Origin of the sequence: Candidatus Levibacter sp. Uisw_134_01 (assembly GCF_047717795.1) — a bacterium.
Lineage (GTDB): Bacteria > Pseudomonadota > Alphaproteobacteria > Puniceispirillales > Marisalimonadaceae > Marisalimonas.
The window spans coordinates 488,656-510,102 of the sequence record NZ_CP159808.1 but is presented as its reverse complement, the minus strand read 5'-3'; the positions used below and the strand labels follow the sequence as shown (position 1 = coordinate 510,102).

The following is a 21,447-nucleotide window of genomic DNA, read 5'->3' as shown; positions in this document are numbered from 1 at the left end:
AATTATTGTGGTTTTATAACATTTAATTTTTTTTACTGCAAACTATGAAATGATAGTTTTAAATATTTAGTTTAATGCATTAAATACAGTCCTTACAGTAGCTCCAATACATTTTTGATTTTTGTCTAATCTGTTGAACACTTTTATAGTAGCGCCATGAGCTTCTATAATTTGCTTTGAAATTGACAAGCCTAATCCAGAGTGATTACCAAACTTCTCAGCTTTAGGTCTTTCAGTATAAAATCTATCAAATATTTTATTAATACCAATCTCAGAAAAACCTGGGCCATTATCCTCTACTAAAATAATTATTTTATCTAATTTTTTCTCTAACCTAATATCTATGGTACAGTTTTTTGTTGAGAAAGAGGCAGCATTTTGAATTAAATTATCAAAAACTTGTGCAACTCTATTTTCATTTCCCCAAATATAAGATTTATCAACTTCTTTAGAAAAATTAATATTACAATTTATTGTTGAAGATCTTATATCAATCAAAGTGCTTAACAAATCCGTAATATCAATTTTAGTCATTTCAATTCTAGATAGCTCAGCATCAAGTCTAGAAGCTGCAGATATATCATTTATTAATCTATCAACCCTTGCTACATCATTTTGTATAACTTTTATAAGCTGTGTTTGTTCTTTAATATTTTTAATCTTACCAATGGTTTCTGATGCAGATCTTATAGACGAAATAGGGTTTTTTAATTCATGAGCAACATCAGCTGCAAATTCTGCAATATGATCTATCCGACTTTGTAGCTCTCTTGTCATTTGGTAGAAAGATTTTGCTAAATTCCCTATCTCATCTTTTCTAGATTTTAGTTCCGTTAAATTTACAGTTTTCTGCATTTTATCTTCAGAGATTTTGTCTGCTTCTTTTGCTAATTTAATTATTGGATTAGTAATAGATCTCCCAAAATAAAAAGCTAAGCTGAACGTGGCTAGTAAAATTAATCCAAATGCTTTAAAAAGTTCTGTCTCTAAATCAATTAATTCTTGTTCAATTTTCTCACCTGACACTGAAAGAAGTACAGCGCCCCTTACCATGCGGATATTTTTGATCGGCAGTGCAACAGATAGAAAAAGTTTACCATTAGCATCTTGTCTTGACACTTTAGTAATATTACCCTTTAGTGCGATTATTATTTCTGGAAAATTATCAAGCGTAAATCTTATATTATCTTTATATAAAGGCAGATTTAATGGTTTTGAAATTAAATTTGAAAATAAAGAAACAAAACTTGTTAAATATGTTTCGAGTGGCGAATTATTTTTGACTGAAGGCAACGGACTTACTTTAACAAAAGGACTATATTTCATACTAGCCTTTGTGTCTGCAATTAGGTTTCCATGCATATCAAAAAGCATAGCCCTTATATTTGAACCATACTTAACCTTAGGAATTAAACTTTGTAATGCAGGGCTAGAAACTTGATTTCTTTGAATTAAGCCATATTGATTTTCTGCTAAAGCAAGAGCTTTGGTTAAGGTTAAACCTTGTCGTTCAATAGCTGCAAATTCAGATCTAATTAAAATATCCTGATATTTATTGAAATAAATAATAATTATTGGATACAATAAGACTGGTAATAAAATTATTACTAAAATTCTGGTCTTTAAGGGCAAATATATCTTTTTTAAAATTTTTATAATTTTAGCCAATTCTATTCATCTTTATATCTATACCCAACTCCATATAAGGTTTCAATATGGTCAAAAGTTTTATCAAAAAATCTAAATTTCCTTCTCATTCTCTTTATATGGCTATCAATAGTCCTATCATCTACATATATAGTTTCTCCATAAGCAGTATCTATAAGTTGATCTCTACTTTTAACTAGTCCTGGCCTGAAGGCTAATGAATTTAATATTAAAAATTCCGTAACCGTAAGCTTAACCTCTAGATCCTTCCATTTACAAAGATGCCTATCTGGATCAAGATATAGATTATTTCTTTGTATAACTTTATCAGATACGTCTGAGTTTTTTAAAGAACTTCTTCTCAAAACTGCTCTAATTCTTTCAACAAGTAATTTTTGAGAAAATGGTTTTGTAATATAATCATCAGCACCCATCCTAAGCCCTAAAGCCTCGTCTATTTCGTCATCTTTACTAGTTAAAAAAATTACAGGTATATTGCTAGAAATTCTAAGTTTTTTTAAAACTTCCATCCCGTCTAATTTAGGCATTTTAATGTCTAGGATCGCGATATCAGGATTATTTCTTTGAAGTGCAATAAGTCCCTGCTCTCCATCATTATATGTTTCTACTGACCACCCTTCGGATTTTAACGCCAGAGAAACAGAAGTTAAGATATTACTATCATCGTCTACGAGAATAATTTTTTCACTCATTAATCACCTATTAATTTGAAAATATTCTTAAATAGTATGATATGAGTGTAAAATTAAGGTTTATTCAAGGTTAAATTTTGTTAATTTATGATAAAACTAAAATCAATGCGCTTCTGCCCAATTATTACCGTATCCAGTATCAACTTTTAATTTCACATTCAAAGGCACCATTGGTAAATTTGCATTTTCCATAATTGGCACAATAATATTTTCAATATTATGAATTTTTTCATTTTTAATTTCAAACACTAACTCGTCATGAACTTGCATAAGCATAGAGACATCTTCGTTATAATTTAGTAAATTTTTATCAATTTGTATCATTGCATTTTTTATTATATCTGCTGCTGTTCCTTGAATAGGTGCATTAATTGCTTGTCTCTCTGCAAAACCTCTTATATTTTGGTTTTTTGAGTCTCCACCATTGATATAAATTCGTCTGCTAAACAAAGTTTCAACATAACCATCATTATAAAGGCTATTTTTAGTTTCTTCCATGTAATCTTTTATTTTAGGAAACCTATCAAAGTAAGAATTTATAAAAGACTTAGCTTCACTTGGTGAACATTTTAACTGCTTTGCTAATCCATATGATGAGATACCATATATTATCCCAAAGTTAATTGCTTTAGCTTTTCTTCTTATATCTGTTGTCATATTAGCAATTGGAATTCCAAAAACTTTTGAAGCAGTATCTGCATGAATATCTAATTCGTTATTAAAAGCTTCTATCATTTTATTTTCATCTGCTATGTGTGCAATCAATCTTAATTCTATTTGTGAATAGTCCATAGAAACTAATTTGAAACCTTCTTTTGCTTCAAAAGCAGTTCTAATTAATCTTCCTTCTTTTGTTCTAATTGGAATATTTTGTAGATTAGGATTTGAAGAAGACAACCTGCCAGTACTTGCTCCAACCATTGAATAGCTTGTATGAACTCTTTTACTTTCTGAGTTTATTTGATTAATTAAGGCATCAGAATATGTACTTTTAAGTTTTGAAAAATGTCTCCAATCTAATATGTAATCAGCTATTTCATGGCCTGAAATAGACATATTTTCTAAAATTTCTACACTTGTTTGCCATGAACCATTTTTTGAACGTTTTCCTCCATCAATTTTCATTTCGTCAAATAAAATTTCACCTAACTGTTTTGGTGATCCAATATTAAATTTTTTACTTGTCATCTTATAAATTTTATCTTCAAGTTTGCTTATCTCTACTGATAAATTTTTTGAAATTTCTTTTAGTTTAACTGGGTTTACAATAATGCCCTCATCTTCCATTTTCATTAAAACATTTATCAATGGGTTTTCTAATCTTTTATAAACAGTATATTTTTTATCATTTATTAATCTTGGAAGGAGCTTCTTATAAATAGCTAGGGTTACGTCGGCGTCTTCAGATGCATAATTAAGAGCTTCTGAGGGAGACAACTGATTAAAAGAAATTTTATTTTTACCTTTCCCGCATAAATCCTCATATTTTATTGTTGTGTGGTTCAACTCACGCATTGCTAAGCTATCTAGTTTATGATTATCAACTTTTCCAGGATCAACCACATAAGATAAACACATAGTATCGCCAATTGGATGAAGAAGAATATTGCCATTATGATTTTGTTTCATTACCAATGCATCGTATTTAATATTATGGCCAACTTTTAAAATAGATTTATCTTCTAAAATTGGTCTAATTAAACTTATTGCTTCTAGAAAAGGCAGTTGAGAAAAAGATGTTTTATTATCTAAGATAAAGTCTGATTGATCATTATCTAAATCAAGACCGTGCCTCAACGGAATGTAACAAGCTTTACCTTCACTATAGGACATTGAAATACCAATCAATAAAGCAGTTTTAGCATCTAAGGAGTTTGTTTCACAATCTACTGATATTATTGATTGACCATAACAATTACTAATAAATTCTTTTAATGAAGTTGCTTTATTAATGAGTTCATATTTATCTGAAGAGCCCTTGAATTCTATAATATCATTTTTTATAAAATCTGTTGAATTAGATTTACTAGCTATTAACTCATTACTATCATTATTTTTAAATTTGTTTATTAAACTTTTAAAGTTATGTGTCTCTAGAAAAGGAACTAACTTATTTAAATCAAGAACTGGATTAATTTTAAAATCTTCAATTTCTGAAATAATTGGTACGTTTTTTTCAAGAGTAACAAGAGAACGTGACAGTCTTGCTTGATCAGCATATTCAATAAGATTTTCTCTTCTTTTATTTTGTTTAATTTCTGCCGCTCTTAATAGTAGTTCATCCAAACTTCCATATTCGTTAATCAGTTCAGCCGCTGTTTTTATACCAATACCAGGTACACCTGGAATATTGTCACTGCTATCACCAGCAAGAGATTGAACATCTATAACTTTTTTAGGTGGTACACCAAATTTTTCATAAACCTTAACATCATCAACCCACAATTGTTTCATGGGGTCAAATAACAGAGTATTGTGATCTACAAGTTGCATCAAATCTTTATCACTAGAAACAACAATTGCCTTCTTTGTTAATTTTAAAGCTATATTAGCATAAGTTGCGATTAAATCATCTGCTTCAAAACCTTCCATTTCAACAACGGGTAATCCAATTGCTTCTGTAGCTTCCCTTATCAGAGAAAATTGAGGTATTAAGTCCTCAGGGGGCTCTGATCTATTAGCCTTATAAAATTCAAAAAGATCGTTTCTAAAGGTTTTTCTTGATACATCAAAAATAACAGCTGCATAATGAGGCTTTAAATCATCAATAAGCTTTATGAGCATTTTGGTAAAACCAAATACGGCATTAACTGGGACCCCATTTTTATTAGTCATAGGGGGTAATCCATAAAATGCACGAAAAATATACCCTGACCCATCAATCAAAAGTATATTATTAGGGTCATTAAATTTTAGATCTGGCCTAGTATTTTGTTGCATCTCATTATTCATATCTACTCGTTTTAATTTATTAAGCTTAAATCAGAATATTTATAAAGCTGTGATTTAAAAATTAATTTATGATAAATATTAGAGATCATATTATAGATAATTAAATATAATTGTCATTAATTCATAATAAATTTTATACTTCATTAAGACAGATAAAAACATAGATGATCTGATTAGAAAGAATTAGAATGAAAACAGAAAATTGGCAAATACCTAAAAACAAGCTAGCCCTTGAAATAAAAAATCTTACTAAAATTTACCAAGGGGAAAATGAGCATTATGCATTAGATGATGTGTCATTAAACGTCAAAGCAGGATCTATGTTTGGTTTGTTAGGACCAAACGGGGCTGGTAAATCAACATTAATAAATATAATATCAGGAATTGTATTAAAAAGCTCTGGGTATGTGTCTGTTTGGGGTATGGATATAGAAGAAGAGAGAAAACAATCAAAATTAGCTGTTGGTGTAGTGCCACAAGAATTAAATATAGACGCTTTTTTTACTCCTGATGAGTTGTTAGACTTACATTCAGGAATGTTTAATGTTCCTAAAGCTTTTCGTAAGACAAAAGAATTACTAAAATTAATGGATTTAAGTGATAAAGCTAAGTCATATAGTAGAAAATTATCTGGAGGAATGAGAAGAAGATTATTGGTCGCAAAAGCAATGGTTCACTCCCCTCCTATCTTAATACTTGATGAACCCACAGCTGGTGTTGATGTGGAATTGAGGCAAAAATTATGGCAGCATTTTAAAGACTTAAATAAGCTAGGTGTTACAATAATTTTGACAACTCATTACTTAGAAGAAGCTGAGTATTTGTGTGACGATATAGCAATAATTAACAAAGGAAAAATAATTGCTAACGAAAATAAACAATCATTACTAACAAAGTTTAATGAAAAAATAATTTATATTAAACTTAAAAAGAAAAAGATTTCTGATAAAGATAAAATTAGTCTTAAAAAAATTGGTACCGTTAAAATTGTTTCTGATACTTTGGAGATCATTTTTAAGCCTAGCGAAACCTCTATGAAAAATATTATTAAAACGTTATATAACTCAAGCTTAGATATTCTAGATTTATCAACAAAAGATGTAAGCCTAGAAGATGTATTTATAAATATGACAAACAATAAATAGAGCAGAATAGAAATGAATTGGATAATTTATATTTTAAAATGTAAAGACCAATCACTCTATACTGGAATCACAAAAAACTTAGATAAAAGAATAGAACAACATACCTCAGGACATGGCTCTAAATATTTACGTGGGCGTTTACCACTTAAACTAGTCTATAAAGAGCTTTCTCTAAATAGAAGTAATGCAACCAAAAGAGAATTAGAAATTAAAAAGTTGAATAAAAGAGAAAAACAATTTCTAATAAAATCTTACAAAAAGAGAGTTAGGGAGGGTATTGTGGCAAATTCAAAATATATTTTTGTAGTTTCTATGAATGTTAAAAAAGAGTATGAAAATTTATTCAATGAGATTTACGATGAAGAACATATTCCCTATCTTTTAAAAGTACCTGGTGTGAACAAGGTAACAAGAGGTAAAGGAACATCCTTTAATTTTTCAATCGGTGGCGAGACAAAATCAATGAATGCTCCAGCACAAAAATTTATAGCTATGTACGAAATAGATAGCCCAGATGTTGTGCAAAGCAAAGAATGGTCTCTAGCGGTTGAAGAAGGACGTTGGAGCTCAGAAGTCAGACAACATACATCTGACAGATCTCACGTCATGTATGAATATTGTTAACTTTCATCTAAAATATTTAAATACTTATATAATTATTTGACCTCTTTATTGATTTAAGTATATGATTGATAGCATAGCTAAAAGGAGGAATTTAAATGACTAATATCATTGAAACTAAATTTGGTACTTTAGTGAACACAAGAAAAATAGCATCTGGAAGTGCATCTAGTATAAAAAAAACAGGAGCTTTTTATAATTTTTCTATAAGGATAACAAATGACGATATACGTGAATATTCTTTTACAGATCTCGCAAGAGCTGAATATATGAGAAGGATTATGATTGGTCATTTAGAAGAAAAAATTAAAAACGAATCTAAAAGTATTTCTAAACGTTAAGCTTAACAAGAGTATCTTGTAAAGTGCTAACTATCTTGATGTTTTTTACATAGTAAAAGTGCAGTGTCAATCAAATCAGAATAAATCTTTTATGATTTGTGGCTATAATGATTGCATGTTTCTATGTAAGTTGGGTATCATTATTCAATTTTATTGAAAAATAGCAGACACATTTCCAAATAAAGAAGATGTAACCTCTATTAATTTGTTATCATTTATAGGAATTGGAAGTCCATATGCCCCAGTTAAAATCAAGTTACCTTTTTTTAAAACATTACCTATTTTATCTTGTTCTTTAACTAACCACTCTACTTCTGACAACATATCATGCGGCCATTTTTTGTCTGACCATGTATCAATTATCTCTTTGTCAAATATAAGTTTTAGGTCAGTAATTCCAGCTTTGATGTTTCCTTTAGTTGGCTTTCCTATTACTACACCAGCATGGATTGCATTGTTAGCAAGAAGTTCTGCACCAAAAGGTGGGTTGCCATTGAAAACAAGATTATGTATTTCAATTATAGGATGAATGGTTTCAATTGAATCTAGTATATAATCTAAATTCACTAAATCAGGTTTTAAGTCACGCTTTAATATAACACCAAATTCAGCTTCCATTGCAGGATTTGAATAATTATTTTTTTCTAAAGTAACCCCATCAGAGTATAATTCATGTTTCCAAAGTCTTCCCCAAGCTGGTTTTGTAAAACCCATTTTAAGTTGAGTGTCTTTGGAAACACATCCAATTTTATAACCTATAACTTCTTCACCTCTTTTCTGTCTTAAATCGGTTACAGCAGATTGAATGCGCCAAGCATCTTCATTGCTTATTGTAATTTTATCTTTAAATAAGGTGCTAGGATTTTTAGAATCATAATCGTCTAAAATTTGATGAGAATAGCTATTTAATTGATTTTTAGTTAATTCGATCATTATTAATTTTATCTTATATATTTGTTACATCCACATGCAACACTATTAGATTTATTTATGAATTTACATTCAATACCATAACTACGGGTTAATTTCTATTATTGTTAATTTAGATTATTTATTTTGTTTCATAAATTTGATATCTTTAGTTGTGAAAGTGTTAATAAGTATTGTAATATTGGGAGGATGAAATGAATTCAAACAATGAAAATATTTTGATATCTCAACTGCTAACAAGAAATTTAATCTCCATAAATGAGAATAAAACTACATATAATGCTATAAAATTATTAGCCAAAAATAGTATAGGAGCTCTACCTGTTCTAAATGATAATATGGAGCTATCAGGAATTATATCAGAAAGAGACATCATAAGAGAAATATCTAACAATCTATCAGTAGATTTTAAGAAATCTCATATAAAATCTATTATGACATCTAAAGTTATAACTATTAATAAAAACACAAAATCTGAAACCATAATGGATATAATGTCAAAAAATAAAATTAGACATATTCCTATTGTTGAAAATAAATTATTAATAGGAATAGTTTCTATTGGTGACGTTGTAAAAAGGTTATTAGAAAAGTTTAATTTAGAAAATCAACATCTAAAAAGTTGGCTATATTGAAGTAATTATACTTTGTAAATTATTTAATATTTAAATGGCTCATGCAATGTCACACAGCAGAGTTAATGTGATCATAGACAATAGCGCATGGGATGGAGTTCTAAGATTAAGTTTTAATTAGCAATAATTAATATTAATAAAAAAAAATTGCTATTTAAACTTAATATGTTCAAATTTATAATGAAAAATTTAAAAATAACATTTAAAGGAGTTTATTATGGCAACTTATGAATGCAATAAGTGTGGAATGTCTGTAAATGCAACATGTGGTAAATGTGATGAAACTTTAATAAATGATACCTTAGAGTTAGATAATGGTTCAAATGTACAAATTTCAAAATGTCCTAATGATCACGGAAAAATTAAATCACCGTTATGCTGTGGTCAAGATATGTCGTGTACAGTTTAACCTGCTTTAATTTCGTATGAATAAAATAATACGTATTTGTATCAAATAAATGACACTCCCCACACATGGGTATAGGGCATAAAGCAGATGGGGATTGTTAAGGAGATAACCAATTAAGTTTGAAATTAGAGTTAGTTGGAAAAGTAGATTATTTTATTAATCATTTCTTGCCAAAACGTCTGTTTTTTGAACCAGTAGCTAGATGTAGAATTGTTGCTACACAGAAAAAAAACAATAAAAGCAACCATTGTTTCAGAGAAACTTCTGCATATCCTTTAAGGAAAACAGTTAATCCCATAATTGAAAGCATAAATAAAAATGTTTTTAAAAAGTGAATTGGATATACTTCTTTACTTCCATGCAAAAAATGCATTAATCCATAAAATGCAAAAGTAGCAAGTATTGCAAGCCTAATTGCAATCAGGTTATTATATGGTATTTCATTATTTTCTAATAATGTAAAAGGAAATAGAACATATACATCAAAATAGAATGATATAATTGTAGATATAGCCCAAAAGGAAAGAAAAAAAATAAAAATATTAGTGAATTTCTGCATATAAATAATCTCAAATTGAAACAAAATTTAATTATATTATATAAGGTCTTTATATCAACTAAATTAATATTTTATAAATTTTTAATCAGCAGTGAAAAACCAATAATAATTAAAATTAATAAAATAGTTTTTCTAAAAATTGTATTAGATAATCTCTTTCTAATTTTAGTTCCAAAATATTGTCCTAACAATGCTGGAGCAGTAATAACAAAACTAAGTAACAAATCATAAAAATTTCCTAAACCATGATAAATAAGAGATGAGTATAATGGTATGGAAGCTAGAAAGTACATTGTTGCTGTAGTTCTAATAAAATTCTCTTTCTCTAAATTTAATGAAACTAAAAAGGTTATTATAGGAGGTGCATAAAATGTAGATATTCCACCCAGAACACCTGAAAAAAAACCAATAATGATTGATAATTTTTTCTCATATATTGGTTTAAGATTAGCTAAATTTAACCCTAAAAAATTAATTAATGTAAAAATAATAATTGTTAATGCAATAATTATTGAAATTGTTTTCAAATCTAGACTTAATATTAACTTTCCACCAATAAGTATCCCTATAAAAAGTGTTATAAACATAGGGAAAAACCTATAATTGCTTATCCCTCTTTTAATATCCATTTGGATAAAGTTAGTTACTATAACTGGAAAGCATAAAAGCATCATTGCTTTAGTAGGAGGTAAAATAAAAGCTATTAATGGAACTGAAAACATGGACATTCCAATACCAACAGAACCTTTAACTATTCCTCCAAAAAAAACAGAGCATAAAATTACAGCAAGACTGATAGTTTCAAAATATTCTATGTACATAATTATACTTTAAGTAAAATAAACACACCTCGTAAAGTGTTAATCATTACAACGACTCATACAGAGTTATACAGTAGGGTTAATGTAATCAGACTCAAGGATGGGTGAATGAGATGTGGTTATAGTGGCTGTGTGAGCCTGTATGATTCAGGGATTGACTAATTTAATAAATAAATCATTAACAAAATATTTAAGTGCCAGGTTTGATTTTTTATTTCATCTTAACTAAAGATGAATTTATTAATGATGACATTTCAACTTCACACTCACCTTCTGTCATAGAAACAACTCCACCCATATCTTTAATATCTTCCCAAAATTTAGAAGAGAATTCTTTCCTCGTTTTTAATTGATAAGATTTATCTTTCCACAAATGAAACATATCAACCTGAGTGTCGGAGACATTTGTAAAACATCTCATCAATAGTCCTCTATCTTCACTAAACAAGTGTTGACTTACATTTTTTAAACTCATAACTATAGAATCTTTAGCAAGTTTGTTTTGTAATTTTACTGTTACTGTAACACCTATCATGCATACACCTTTATAAAATTAATTATGAAATATTTAGTCTATGTATTCTTGAATCCGTGTCAACAGGCACATAATGGTCTACACTAAATTAACCGTTACCAGTACAGAGTAAGTGGGTATGGATATGTATAAATATACCTAACTATATTAACACTTGTATGTATCACTTAAAGTGTAATCCTACCCCAAGCATGAACCACCCCACCTACCTACGTAATATATACACAGGCTCTGCAGCAGATAGGGTGAATATATTGTTAACCATTTTTAATGTCTCATACAGAGTCATACAGCAGGGTTAATGTAATCAGAGTCAATGGTGCATGAGATGTGGTTAGTGTAGGTGTGTGAGTCTGTATGTGGCAGGGATAGATTAGTTAAAGTTTTTTACCATTAACTTTAATTAATTCATTTAACTTATTTTTTATTCTTATGTTTAATTGCTCTGATGTAGTTATTTCACAACTCCATAAAAACTTTCTACTCCAGTCACCATTAATATAATCTAATGATACGTAATCTAAGTTTCTTCTAAATATCCAACCAATTGGTTTAGATGTTTCTTCTTTGTCCAATGCTGTAAGTGGTTGTTTAATAAAGATTGCATTTTCAGTTATTTCATATGAATGATTAATAGAAAATGTGTTTAGTTCATTTAAATTTATACCTAATATTTTCACTTCATTCTTAGATATGAAGTTATAACCCCTTGTATCTTTATCACATATTAGAGTTTCACCTTTTACGGATGCTATTGCCTTATTAGAAATTATTATTAATAATATTAATGAAAATATTCTTTTCATTTCCTATCTAACTCTGTCCTATTTTTGGTTGTTAAAAGGGATTGTTATTAGTTTTATCATATAACAAAAAAAAACTGGAAGCATTAAAACTTTAAGAGCAACATCCATTTTATTTATGTCACCTCAATTGTCATACTTTCCTCCGGTCAAAGCAATCAAACCAATTAACATTCAATATCTGTATTGAGAGCATTAATAATTTTAGTATAAAATTAAGACATTTGACATAAACAAAAAAGTACAGATTTTGTGTGCTATATTGTGTTGGGATTATTTATGCTAAAAGAATATATTCAATAATTTTCACTAATACAATCCAAGAGTACAAAACCCTAATGGAAACCCTATCAGAATTGCAAGTACAATCTCTGAGAATAATGAATCTGTAAATATATATTTCTCTTTTTTAGACATTTATAATCCTTTTACTTAATTAAATAACTTATCCTCTTTAAATACTATCTTAACAAGTAAAATATATTTTATATCTAAAATGACTTAAAGCAGGGTTAACACTTTACGAGGTATTTTTGTTTAGGTTATGTTATTAATATGGATACTTTTATAAAATTTATTTTAATAAACCTTTTGTTTATTAGTTTACCAATTTTAAGTTCAAACGCCTCCATTACATCAAATAATCAAGGTTTGGGTCATCTTATTGCTGCACTTACCAAAATAGACAAACCTAAATCTTTAAAGGTTGCCAAAGAATTAACATCTTCAAATAATAGTTATGATTTAATTATTAGAAGAGCTAATTTGAATATCTTGGATGCAGATGAAATATCCAATGCTATTAAAAAAATCAGCCATCAAAAAGTACCTGTACTAAAAACAATTAGCATGAGTTTTAATAAAGATTTAAAAGATGAAGGCATTATTAAAATTCTTAATGTACTTCCAACTACAACCTCTACCATAGCATTTGTTGAGTGTGGAATTACTGATATTGGAGGACAAAAAATAATTGATTGGGCATACAATCAAAAAGCTATCAAACAAATTTATTTAGAAGGAAACTTTTTCTCAAAGAATATAATAAATCAATTTATGAAATTAAAAAAAGATAAGCCTGATATAACTATGATAATTGAATGGCCTAGTGAAGGGTTTAAAAAAATGGTATTAGATAATTATAAGTAACCTGCAATAATTCTGAACTTTGCAACATCCATCTGCTGCAGACTCCATATACAGATAACGTACACACCCCCAATGCCCATACATGGATAGGTCAATTAAGTGATACATACAAATGTTCTTATAGTTAGATAATAATTACATATATATCTATACATAGGGTCTACAGCAGATGGGGTGTTGGTAAAAAATTAATTTTTTGTATAGACTAAGACTTAATAATAAAACAGGGAGAAAAAAATGACAGCTGAAGAGATTGTTTTAGGTGGATATAAGAACTTTGCAGAAGGTGACATGGAGTCTCTAGCCAAAATATACCATCCTGAATGTAAAATTAATATTAATGGGAACCATTCTTTATCTGGTACATACATTGGTTTTCAATCATTTTTAGAAAATGTTATTGCTAAACTAGATAAAATTTGGCCCGGATTTAATCTTGATATTGAAAAAGTTGTTTCAAATGAAACAGATGTTTGTGTTTTTGTTAATATCACAGCTGACAACTTAAATTCAAAATCTATTCACCATTTTGTTATTAAAGAAGGTTTAGAGGTAGAGTTTAATTTTTATGATGACAGTCAAAAAATGGCAGAGGCTATGAAAGATATAAGTTAAATGTTAATCATTTTAATGACTCATACAGAGTCATACAGCAGCGTTAGTGTAATCAGAGTTAATGTTACATGGGATGAGGTTATAGTGGCTGTATGAGTCAGGAATTAAAACTAATTTGACTCATACATTCAGAAATTTAAAATATTTATGAGTTGGGAGCCTTGTACGAACTTGCTATATCAGACGCTTTCTTAGCTATTTTATTAAAATCTGTTTCTTCTAAGATTACTGCTTCTTTAAATGCTCCCGTAGCCATTATCATCATTTTGATAGCGCCAACTGTTTCAAAATCAGGTGCATCTCCTACAACAACTACGTCATAATTACCTCTAGTTAAATAAATACTGTCCATTGTTCCACCAGCTTTATTCATCATACCAGAGATTACAGATTTTCTATCTTGACTTGGATTTTTTATGAATCCTTCAAGACCTGCATTACTATAATTACCTAAAAATATAAATTTCATAATTACCTCCCATATATTATGTTTTATTTTTAATTAAATGATTCTAGTTCTATGAAAAATATTATGTCAACAAAAACAAAAGTTATCCAGTAAACATAGGCACCAAATGTTCCTCACTTTGTTTCATACCTTTTTGTTAAAGAAGAATAATTTAATAATTACAATGAGTTAAATTTAGGAATGGTGCGGCTGAGAAGTAGTTCTATTCACTTCAAGTGCACCACTTACAACTGAACATAAGCAGTAGCCTCATATTATGTATTCCTGAATCCGTGTCAACAGGCACGTTTTCTTTCACAGTTTCTTTCACAGTTAAGAAATGTTCCGGTAATGGAATAGCCTTACGTAAATGATAATTATATTTAGATGTTAAAGACACTTATATGTATCATTTTAAATGACCCCCCATGCTAGAGCCAGTGCCGCCCTATACGTATTATATAGTTGTGCTCTTAGACAGATGGGGTCAAATAAGTGTTAACCAATTTAAATCCAATCCAGAGTCTACTGAGAGCTTTTAGTGTATTCAGAATCTATGACATATGAGTGTGTAGCTTTGACTCTTGGTGACTCTTAAATGAGCAGGAATGATAGTCCTAATTAAACTGCACAAGCACTCTGTCTTTATCTCCTTGTAGTTCAGGTGTTTGTGAGCCAGATGATTGTTGGACAACATTCTGTTCTACGTATGCGTGTAGTTTATTATTTTATTTTTTTATATTGTTTATTTTAGCTTCCAATTCTTTCATGGCTTCATCAGCAGTTTTATTTAAAGGTAACTTCTTGAGGTTTAAAATGGGGTATTCTGTTAAGTTATAGTGGATATACTTATTATTTACAAAATGAGTATAACTTTTTAAAGTTTCCATCTTTAGGATTTCACTTTTTCCAATACTAATTCTTGACATAATTCCATTATAATTAAAATATTCATTTCTTTTGCTTGTTATTTCTGAATCTAAGGCATCTCCTATTTGTGTTCTAGCATTTAGAAGCGCAATATCTTTCGCTATATGTTTGCTTTTAGATTCTCCAATACCACAAGAAATAAGAGATTTTTTTGATAGGCGAATATTTAGACACCATTTTGGAATATTATCTATATCCATTTCATCATTATAAGATGCATTTAAAGGCAAAGATTTTATTCCTCTAAATAAATCTAAAAAATTACAATTTTCATTTTCTGCTAAATTAGATTTTGAAGAAAAACTTTTGTCTTCAAAAATATAATTTATTGTTTGTGTTTTATTATTAATAGAATGAAAAATTAAACTATTGGAAAATGTGTTATCTCTTTCTTCTAATACTTGCAAATATGATTTAGACAAGTTTCCTTCAATATATATTTGGTACTCAAGGCTATTATATTTTTGTGCGCTCACAACTTCCATTGAATAACAAGATTGAGGTTTTGCTAATCCACATGACTTATTATTCTTAATCATATTTTCAACATTTCTTTTGATAATTTTACAATCTAGAGGTAATTTTTCAGCTAAGACTAATTTATGAGGCATCAATAATGCCAACACAACTGCCATCATTTTAAATGCATAGTTCATCTACTACCCACCATTATGTATTTGCACTTTCTGGTCACGACCATAATACCTACGTGCATAATACGTCATTGTATCAGATAAGTATTCCTTCAACTCTGCATCACTTACCTTGCCATCCTTATTACTATCACCTTCACCACTCATAGCCTTTAGGAAGTATTTAGTGAACAGACTATGTGAGCTATCTTCTTCCCATGATGCCATTTGTCTCTCAGAACCTGCAGCTATCACTTTAACATTTGCAGGTATCATTGTTTTTTTAGGTGTAATTACAATTGGAGATGCTTTTGATATAAGTGAACCAGATTGACTGCCACCAGAGAAACACGCTTCTAATATTACGGTCACAGACTTAGCAGGAAGTTTGCCTAAGTTAGAATACAGAGTTGATAATTGATATCCAGTAAACTGTATAGTTTGTGAATCAGTATCAGTAGGCACAAGGTAAGCATCACCTTCTTCACCCGGAGCACCATGACCTGCATAGTAAATATATACATTTGATTTGTTAGGTTTGATGTAGTTAAAGAGTTTACCTTTGTAGGACTTTTCATTGCCAAAGACACTTGCAAGTTGTGAACCTGTAGCATCTTTAAGGTAAATAATATTACCTTCTTTAATGCCTTTAGCTTTCATGAAGTATTGTTTAATACCTGCTGCATCAGCATAGGCAGGATTTACGTTTGGTATGTCTTTACCCATTTTCTTGTAGTTGGCATTTCCAATAATAACAGCAATGTCATCTGGTCTTTTGGAAATAGATTTAAAGTTCACATTAATAGATTTATTGGAAAACTTAGAATCTAGTTGGTTTTTTACTATTGTTGAAGATTTGGATTTTTGTTCTTTGTTTTTTAAAAGGTTAGGGTAAAAACTTGAAAAATTTTCTAATGTAGGTGAGCTGGTAACATATTTTTTTACCTTATCATCTACTTCACTCTTCGTTAAAAATTTTCCATGCCCCCATTGCCCTTCTTTATTTTCTTTATTTTTATGATACATAACTCCCATTCCATGAGGTTTATTATTAATTAATTCACCTACAAAGGTATTATTTCTATTTTTAATTAATAATCCCAAACCTTGTTTCTGACCATTGACCCAATCACCTACATATTTTCCATCTTCTGCTACACTAAAACCAATTCCATTTGGCATAGCAAATTTCCATTCACCATAAAAAAAAGAACCTTTATTACTAATCTTTAATCCTGCACCAGAAAACTCATGATTTTTAAACTTGCCAAAATATGATGACATATGTTTCAAGGTGTTTTCTTCATTATTATCTGCAAACATTACTCCATTTCCATTTAAACCATGTTTATCATGATTTCCAAGATAAGTTATTAAGAAAGGTCTTTGGGAAATTGAAAGTCCTGAACCAAACGGTCTTAATCCTTTAAAGTTACCATAGTAAAGGTCACCATTTTTAAAAATCATAGCACCATTACCAATATTCGTATTGTTTTTAAAAATTCCAAAAAATTCAAAGTTTTTATCTTTGATATACCCATAACCATTTAATTTCTTACTTTCAAATTCGCCTGCTACAAAATTATCCTCTTTCCCCTTTAAACCAAAACATTTCTTCATTTCATTTTTTTTACATTTTTTGTCAGCATTTTTTTTTAATTGGTTATTTATTAACGTCCCCTCTTCATAGTTTCCAAAAGTAATTTTACTTTTATTGTCTATAAAAAAACCTTTTCCATCAAATTTTTGATTATTCCAATTACCATAATATTTTCCATATTTTGAAACCAATAACCCTTTTATAAGAATTCCATTTTTCCAATTTCCAATAACAATTGATAAAGTGTTTCCTGTTGTATCAATTCTTACGCCTAACCCATGAAATTTTCCGTTAAAAAAATTACCTCGATGCCATCTTTTTTTATTAATTCTTAACTCACCAACCCCATTTTCTATACCATTAAAAAATTCTCCTCGATAAAAACCACTTTTATCCCAATTCTCTCCAACGCATTTATCCCATTTATTTATGTTAATATTTGTATTACAAGGTGGTAACGCCCAACTCTGTGAAGAGATACAAATGACTAAAATCAAAAATGACAATGTGACGAATAGTTTTTTCATACTGACAGTTTAATCAAAATAGTTGTGCAAGGTAAAGTTTATTCAAGTTATATAACAAATTACAACTTCCTTTAAACTTCCCTGCGATACAGATTAGCTCTTCTAGTAAAGCTACCACTCTTACCTTTTTGTATGCACTTAATTGCACCTAGCTTTTCTAGATTTCTCATAATAGCTTTCACATCACCTTTGGAGCAACGAGCTTCTTTAGCTGCTAATGCATTTGTCCATGCAAATGTATCTTTCTTCACAATTTGTCTCTTAATCTTACCCCACATAAAGTACATATTCTTATTATCTGTATCTATTATAGATGCTTCAACTCTATCTAACCTGAGATGCTTATCAACTTGTCTTTCAATCAAATTGATTAGAGTGTTAAGCTGTTCAGGTGATAATGCTTCATTTAAATGTTCTTTAACTAACTCATTAGCTCTTGTTACTATCATATCTTTATCAGCATTATGTTCAGCTAACTGAAAGGCAGATTGTTTAGCTTTAGATATGAGTAGCTTATTATCTATGTAAGCATCACCTAATTGCTCTTTTTGATAAGCTGATTGAGCCGTTCTTTGTTTCTTATCTTTAAGTGCCTTACCTAATGGTTTGGGTTTAAGGAGTTTATCTAATTCACGATAAAAATCTTCCATAGATGTGATGTCTTTCTTGTACAACTTTCCTTTGATTAGATGATGTTTCTCTTTTGCTTTTGCATGAAAATGCTCTAGCCAATAGAATGGTCTTTGGTCATATTCTGGAATAGCATCTCTAAGTTTATTCCAATCTTTATCAAAAAGAATGTGTTGAAATGCTGTCCATTCAAGATGTCTTATACATACATCTGGATGCTCAAAATACTTATGTTCTATAACGGTCATATATACCTTTCTATTAATAAGGAAAATCATTGCAAACTATAGCTTTGCACGAATAAATACTGTCTTTTTGGGGTATATGTAGTATACTATAAATACACTAAAATAGCAAGGTTTTTATGGTACGTATGAGTACCACTATACTCCATTAGAGTATAAGATATTACTTACTTATTACTTACTTATTACTTACTTATTACTTACTTATTACTTACTTATTACTTACTTATTACTTACTTATTACTATTATAAAAAATACATATAAATGTAACATTTAAATGAATTATAATTATAAATGATTATAGATTTTAGTATTAGAAATACTTGTAAAATACACTTAACTGTAAAACTTATATGTACATCTAAATGTAACATTTAAATGATTTATAATTATAAATGATTATTAATTTTAGTATTAAAAAACTTATTAAATACACTTATAATGTGACACTTAAATGTTCACTTAAATGGTCATTTAAATGATACATTTAGATGTCTCTATAGTTTTAAGTATATATCCGTACTAATAATCACTTACGTATTCCATCCGTGTTGCATTTAAATGCTCACACTCTAACTACTTCACAAATAAAACTTAACTTGCTAGTGTAATCACATGAACTATGCATTTAAAATGATGGCAGTTGTGTTGGCTGTCCTTGCTACTTTAATTACAAATAATAAAGATTTATTCAGTGGTAAATAAAATATGATATATTTTGCAAAACTAATTATGTTATCTCTATTTATTATATTAAATACTAATACTATTAGTTATGCTTTATCTGAAAAGTGGTGCTCTAACGTTGCATATGAAAATAGTGTGTTACCTTTTCCAAAACCTTTTTGGGGAGGATGCCCAAGTAATGCAAGAAGAGTAATGACTCTTAAAGAAGTTGAAAGTTACTATTTGGATGGAGCAGGACAAGAATATTTATGTAATCTTGCCAAAGAACCTTTATTCTTTTCAGGTCTCCATAAAAGAAAGGACTTAATAACTTTAAATAAATTGTTTTTATATAAACAAGATAAGCTTAAGAGTAAGTGTGACGAATTTTTTAAGGTTAATTTAGAGGATAACAAAGATAAAAAATATTCAAAGATATCTAATCCAAAATCAAAAATATCAGTTGTAGAATTAGATGCTGCTAATAAAAGAGCTAGGGAATTAGAACGCAAACTAGCGGCACTTGAGAAAAAACAAAAAGAACAACAACAATCTCAACCCAAAATAGTTGTTGCAACTAAATCCAAATCTGAGTTTCCCAATAAATCTATTAATGTAAACTTTAAATCAATCAATAAAAAAAGAGATGATATAGCAGTAATTATAGGTAATGCTAATTACAAGAAACAAGGTAAAGATATACCCAATGTAAATCCTGCCTATGCTGATGCAGAAGGCATTAAACAATACTTCATGAAGGCTAAAGGTATCAAAGAAGGTAATATCATTTATCTTAAAGATGCTACAAATGCTCAGCTATTAAGTGTCTTTGGCAATGATAAATCACATAAAGGAAAGCTCTTTAATTACATCAAACCTAACAAATCAAATGTATACATCTACTATGCTGGACATGGTGCTCCGGGTGAAGAAGGTGATGCTTATCTTGTGCCCTCAGATACTGATTCACAAACTATTCAATTTACTGGGTATCAATTATCTACTCTCTATTCAAACTTAGGCAAACTTCCTGCCAAGTCAGTGACCGTAATACTAGAAGCGTGTTTTTCAGGTGGCAGTCAAACTGGGTCACTTATATCAAAAGCATCACCAATTATCATTACACCCAAGAAAACAATGATACCTGCAAATGTAAAAGTGATAGCTGCAGGGTCTGAGAGACAAATGGCATCATGGGAAGAAGACAGCTCACATAGTCTGTTCACTAAATACTTCCTAAAGGCTATGAGTGGTGAAGGTGATGCAAACAAGGATGGCAAGGTTAGTGATGCAGAGTTAAAGGAATATCTATCTGATACAATGACCTATTATGCACGTAGGTATTATGGTCGTGACCAGAAAGTGCAAATACATAATGGTGGGTAGTAGATGAACTACAAGGCAATAAAAACAGAGTGCTTGTACAGTTTAACTAAGACCACCATTCCTGCTCATTTAAGAGTCACCAAGAGTCAAAGCTACACACTCATATGTCATAGATTCTGAATACACTAAAAGCTCTCAGTAGACTCTGGATTGGATTTAAATTGGTTAACACTTATTTGACCCCATCTGTCTAAGAGCACAACTATATAATACGTATAGGGCGGCACTGGCTCTAGCATGGGGGGTCATTTAAAATGATACATATAAGTGTCTTTAACATCTAAATATAATTATCATTTACGTAAGGCTATTCCATTACCGGAACATTTCTTAACTGTGAAAGAAACTGTGAAAGAAAACGTGCCTGTTGACACGGATTCAGGAATACATAATATGAGGCTACTGCTTATGTTCAGTTGTAAGTGGTGCACTTGAAGTGAATAGAACTACTTCTCAGCCGCACCATTTCTCATGCTAACCAATTGAAATGTAAGCACTTTTTGTGTA

At 29.4% G+C, this 21,447-nt stretch carries 20 protein-coding genes; 8 read left to right on the top strand and 12 right to left on the bottom strand.

Annotated elements, in window-relative coordinates; translation table 11 throughout:
- Window positions 1–66: 66 nt before the first annotated feature.
- From ABXT66_RS02780 to polA, 3 genes are all read right to left on the bottom strand, one after another.
- Complete coding sequence (locus tag ABXT66_RS02780) at window positions 67–1,668, bottom strand: stimulus-sensing domain-containing protein (protein WP_443644143.1); 1,602 nt, start codon at window positions 1,666–1,668, stop codon at window positions 67–69.
- A gap of 2 nt (window positions 1,669–1,670) precedes the next feature.
- Window positions 1,671–2,360 carry a response regulator transcription factor gene (locus ABXT66_RS02775; protein ID WP_443644142.1) on the bottom strand — a complete coding sequence of 230 codons (690 nt, stop codon included), beginning with the start codon at window positions 2,358–2,360 and terminating at the stop codon, window positions 1,671–1,673.
- A 102-nt stretch (window positions 2,361–2,462) separates the two neighbouring features.
- A complete protein-coding gene (polA, locus tag ABXT66_RS02770) occupies window positions 2,463–5,312 on the bottom strand; it encodes a DNA polymerase I (RefSeq protein WP_443644141.1) in 2,850 nt (949 codons plus the stop codon).
- 188 nt (window positions 5,313–5,500) lie between these two features.
- Here polA and ABXT66_RS02765 point away from each other — a divergent pair, with 188 nt between their 5' ends.
- The 3 genes from ABXT66_RS02765 to ABXT66_RS02755 all read left to right on the top strand — a co-directional run bounded on the left by ABXT66_RS02765 (window position 5,501) and on the right by ABXT66_RS02755 (window position 7,419).
- Window positions 5,501–6,457 (top strand): ABC transporter ATP-binding protein, encoded by a 957-nt coding sequence (locus ABXT66_RS02765; protein WP_443644140.1) that lies wholly within the window; start codon window positions 5,501–5,503, stop codon window positions 6,455–6,457.
- Between the two features lie 12 nt (window positions 6,458–6,469).
- Entirely contained in the window at window positions 6,470–7,081 is a 612-nt protein-coding gene (locus tag ABXT66_RS02760) for a GIY-YIG nuclease family protein (protein WP_443644139.1), read from the top strand.
- Between the two features lie 95 nt (window positions 7,082–7,176).
- A complete protein-coding gene (locus ABXT66_RS02755) occupies window positions 7,177–7,419 on the top strand; it encodes a hypothetical protein (RefSeq protein WP_443644138.1) in 243 nt (80 codons plus the stop codon).
- 150 nt (window positions 7,420–7,569) lie between these two features.
- On the opposite strand, the gene ABXT66_RS02750 is transcribed toward ABXT66_RS02755, so the two are convergent.
- Window positions 7,570–8,352, bottom strand: coding sequence for a 2-keto-4-pentenoate hydratase (locus ABXT66_RS02750; protein ID WP_443644137.1), 783 nt, complete (start codon window positions 8,350–8,352; stop codon window positions 7,570–7,572).
- Window positions 8,353–8,543: 191 nt separating this feature from the next.
- On the opposite strand from ABXT66_RS02750, the gene ABXT66_RS02745 reads away from it, so the two are divergent.
- Window positions 8,544–8,984, top strand: a complete 441-nt coding sequence (locus tag ABXT66_RS02745; protein ID WP_443644136.1) for a CBS domain-containing protein — start codon at window positions 8,544–8,546, stop codon at window positions 8,982–8,984.
- A 217-nt stretch (window positions 8,985–9,201) separates the two neighbouring features.
- Window positions 9,202–9,393 (top strand): hypothetical protein, encoded by a 192-nt coding sequence (locus ABXT66_RS02740; RefSeq protein WP_443644135.1) that lies wholly within the window; start codon window positions 9,202–9,204, stop codon window positions 9,391–9,393.
- 160 nt (window positions 9,394–9,553) lie between these two features.
- Here ABXT66_RS02740 and ABXT66_RS02735 read toward each other — a convergent pair whose 3' ends face one another.
- The 4 genes from ABXT66_RS02735 to ABXT66_RS02720 all read right to left on the bottom strand — a co-directional run bounded on the left by ABXT66_RS02735 (window position 9,554) and on the right by ABXT66_RS02720 (window position 12,114).
- Window positions 9,554–9,952 (bottom strand): hypothetical protein, encoded by a 399-nt coding sequence (locus tag ABXT66_RS02735; RefSeq protein WP_443644134.1) that lies wholly within the window; start codon window positions 9,950–9,952, stop codon window positions 9,554–9,556.
- A gap of 71 nt (window positions 9,953–10,023) precedes the next feature.
- The gene (locus ABXT66_RS02730; protein ID WP_443644133.1) at window positions 10,024–10,773 is read right to left on the bottom strand and encodes a sulfite exporter TauE/SafE family protein; all 750 of its coding nucleotides are present in this window, start codon (window positions 10,771–10,773) and stop codon (window positions 10,024–10,026) included.
- 211 nt (window positions 10,774–10,984) lie between these two features.
- Window positions 10,985–11,308 (bottom strand): hypothetical protein, encoded by a 324-nt coding sequence (locus ABXT66_RS02725; protein ID WP_443644132.1) that lies wholly within the window; start codon window positions 11,306–11,308, stop codon window positions 10,985–10,987.
- Window positions 11,309–11,685: 377 nt separating this feature from the next.
- On the bottom strand, window positions 11,686–12,114 hold the full coding sequence (locus ABXT66_RS02720; RefSeq protein ID WP_443644131.1) for a hypothetical protein: 429 nt from the start codon (window positions 12,112–12,114) through the stop codon (window positions 11,686–11,688).
- 552 nt (window positions 12,115–12,666) lie between these two features.
- On the opposite strand from ABXT66_RS02720, the gene ABXT66_RS02715 reads away from it, so the two are divergent.
- Entirely contained in the window at window positions 12,667–13,260 is a 594-nt protein-coding gene (locus tag ABXT66_RS02715) for a hypothetical protein (RefSeq protein ID WP_443644130.1), read from the top strand.
- A gap of 237 nt (window positions 13,261–13,497) precedes the next feature.
- Window positions 13,498–13,875 (top strand): nuclear transport factor 2 family protein, encoded by a 378-nt coding sequence (locus tag ABXT66_RS02710; RefSeq protein ID WP_443644129.1) that lies wholly within the window; start codon window positions 13,498–13,500, stop codon window positions 13,873–13,875.
- Window positions 13,876–14,020: 145 nt separating this feature from the next.
- Here the strand turns inward: ABXT66_RS02710 and ABXT66_RS02705 are convergent, their stop codons facing one another.
- From ABXT66_RS02705 to ABXT66_RS02690, 4 genes are all read right to left on the bottom strand, one after another.
- Window positions 14,021–14,344 carry a GYD domain-containing protein gene (locus ABXT66_RS02705; protein ID WP_443644128.1) on the bottom strand — a complete coding sequence of 108 codons (324 nt, stop codon included), beginning with the start codon at window positions 14,342–14,344 and terminating at the stop codon, window positions 14,021–14,023.
- Window positions 14,345–15,051: 707 nt separating this feature from the next.
- Window positions 15,052–15,909: a hypothetical protein gene (locus ABXT66_RS02700; protein WP_443644127.1), complete on the bottom strand. Its 858-nt coding sequence runs from the start codon at window positions 15,907–15,909 to the stop codon at window positions 15,052–15,054.
- A gap of 3 nt (window positions 15,910–15,912) precedes the next feature.
- Window positions 15,913–18,012, bottom strand: coding sequence for a caspase family protein (locus tag ABXT66_RS02695; protein ID WP_443644126.1), 2,100 nt, complete (start codon window positions 18,010–18,012; stop codon window positions 15,913–15,915).
- Between the two features lie 71 nt (window positions 18,013–18,083).
- Window positions 18,084–18,890, bottom strand: coding sequence for a hypothetical protein (locus ABXT66_RS02690; RefSeq protein WP_443644125.1), 807 nt, complete (start codon window positions 18,888–18,890; stop codon window positions 18,084–18,086).
- A gap of 706 nt (window positions 18,891–19,596) precedes the next feature.
- On the opposite strand from ABXT66_RS02690, the gene ABXT66_RS02685 reads away from it, so the two are divergent.
- On the top strand, window positions 19,597–20,940 hold the full coding sequence (locus ABXT66_RS02685; protein ID WP_443644124.1) for a caspase family protein: 1,344 nt from the start codon (window positions 19,597–19,599) through the stop codon (window positions 20,938–20,940).
- Window positions 20,941–21,447 lie beyond the last annotated feature (507 nt).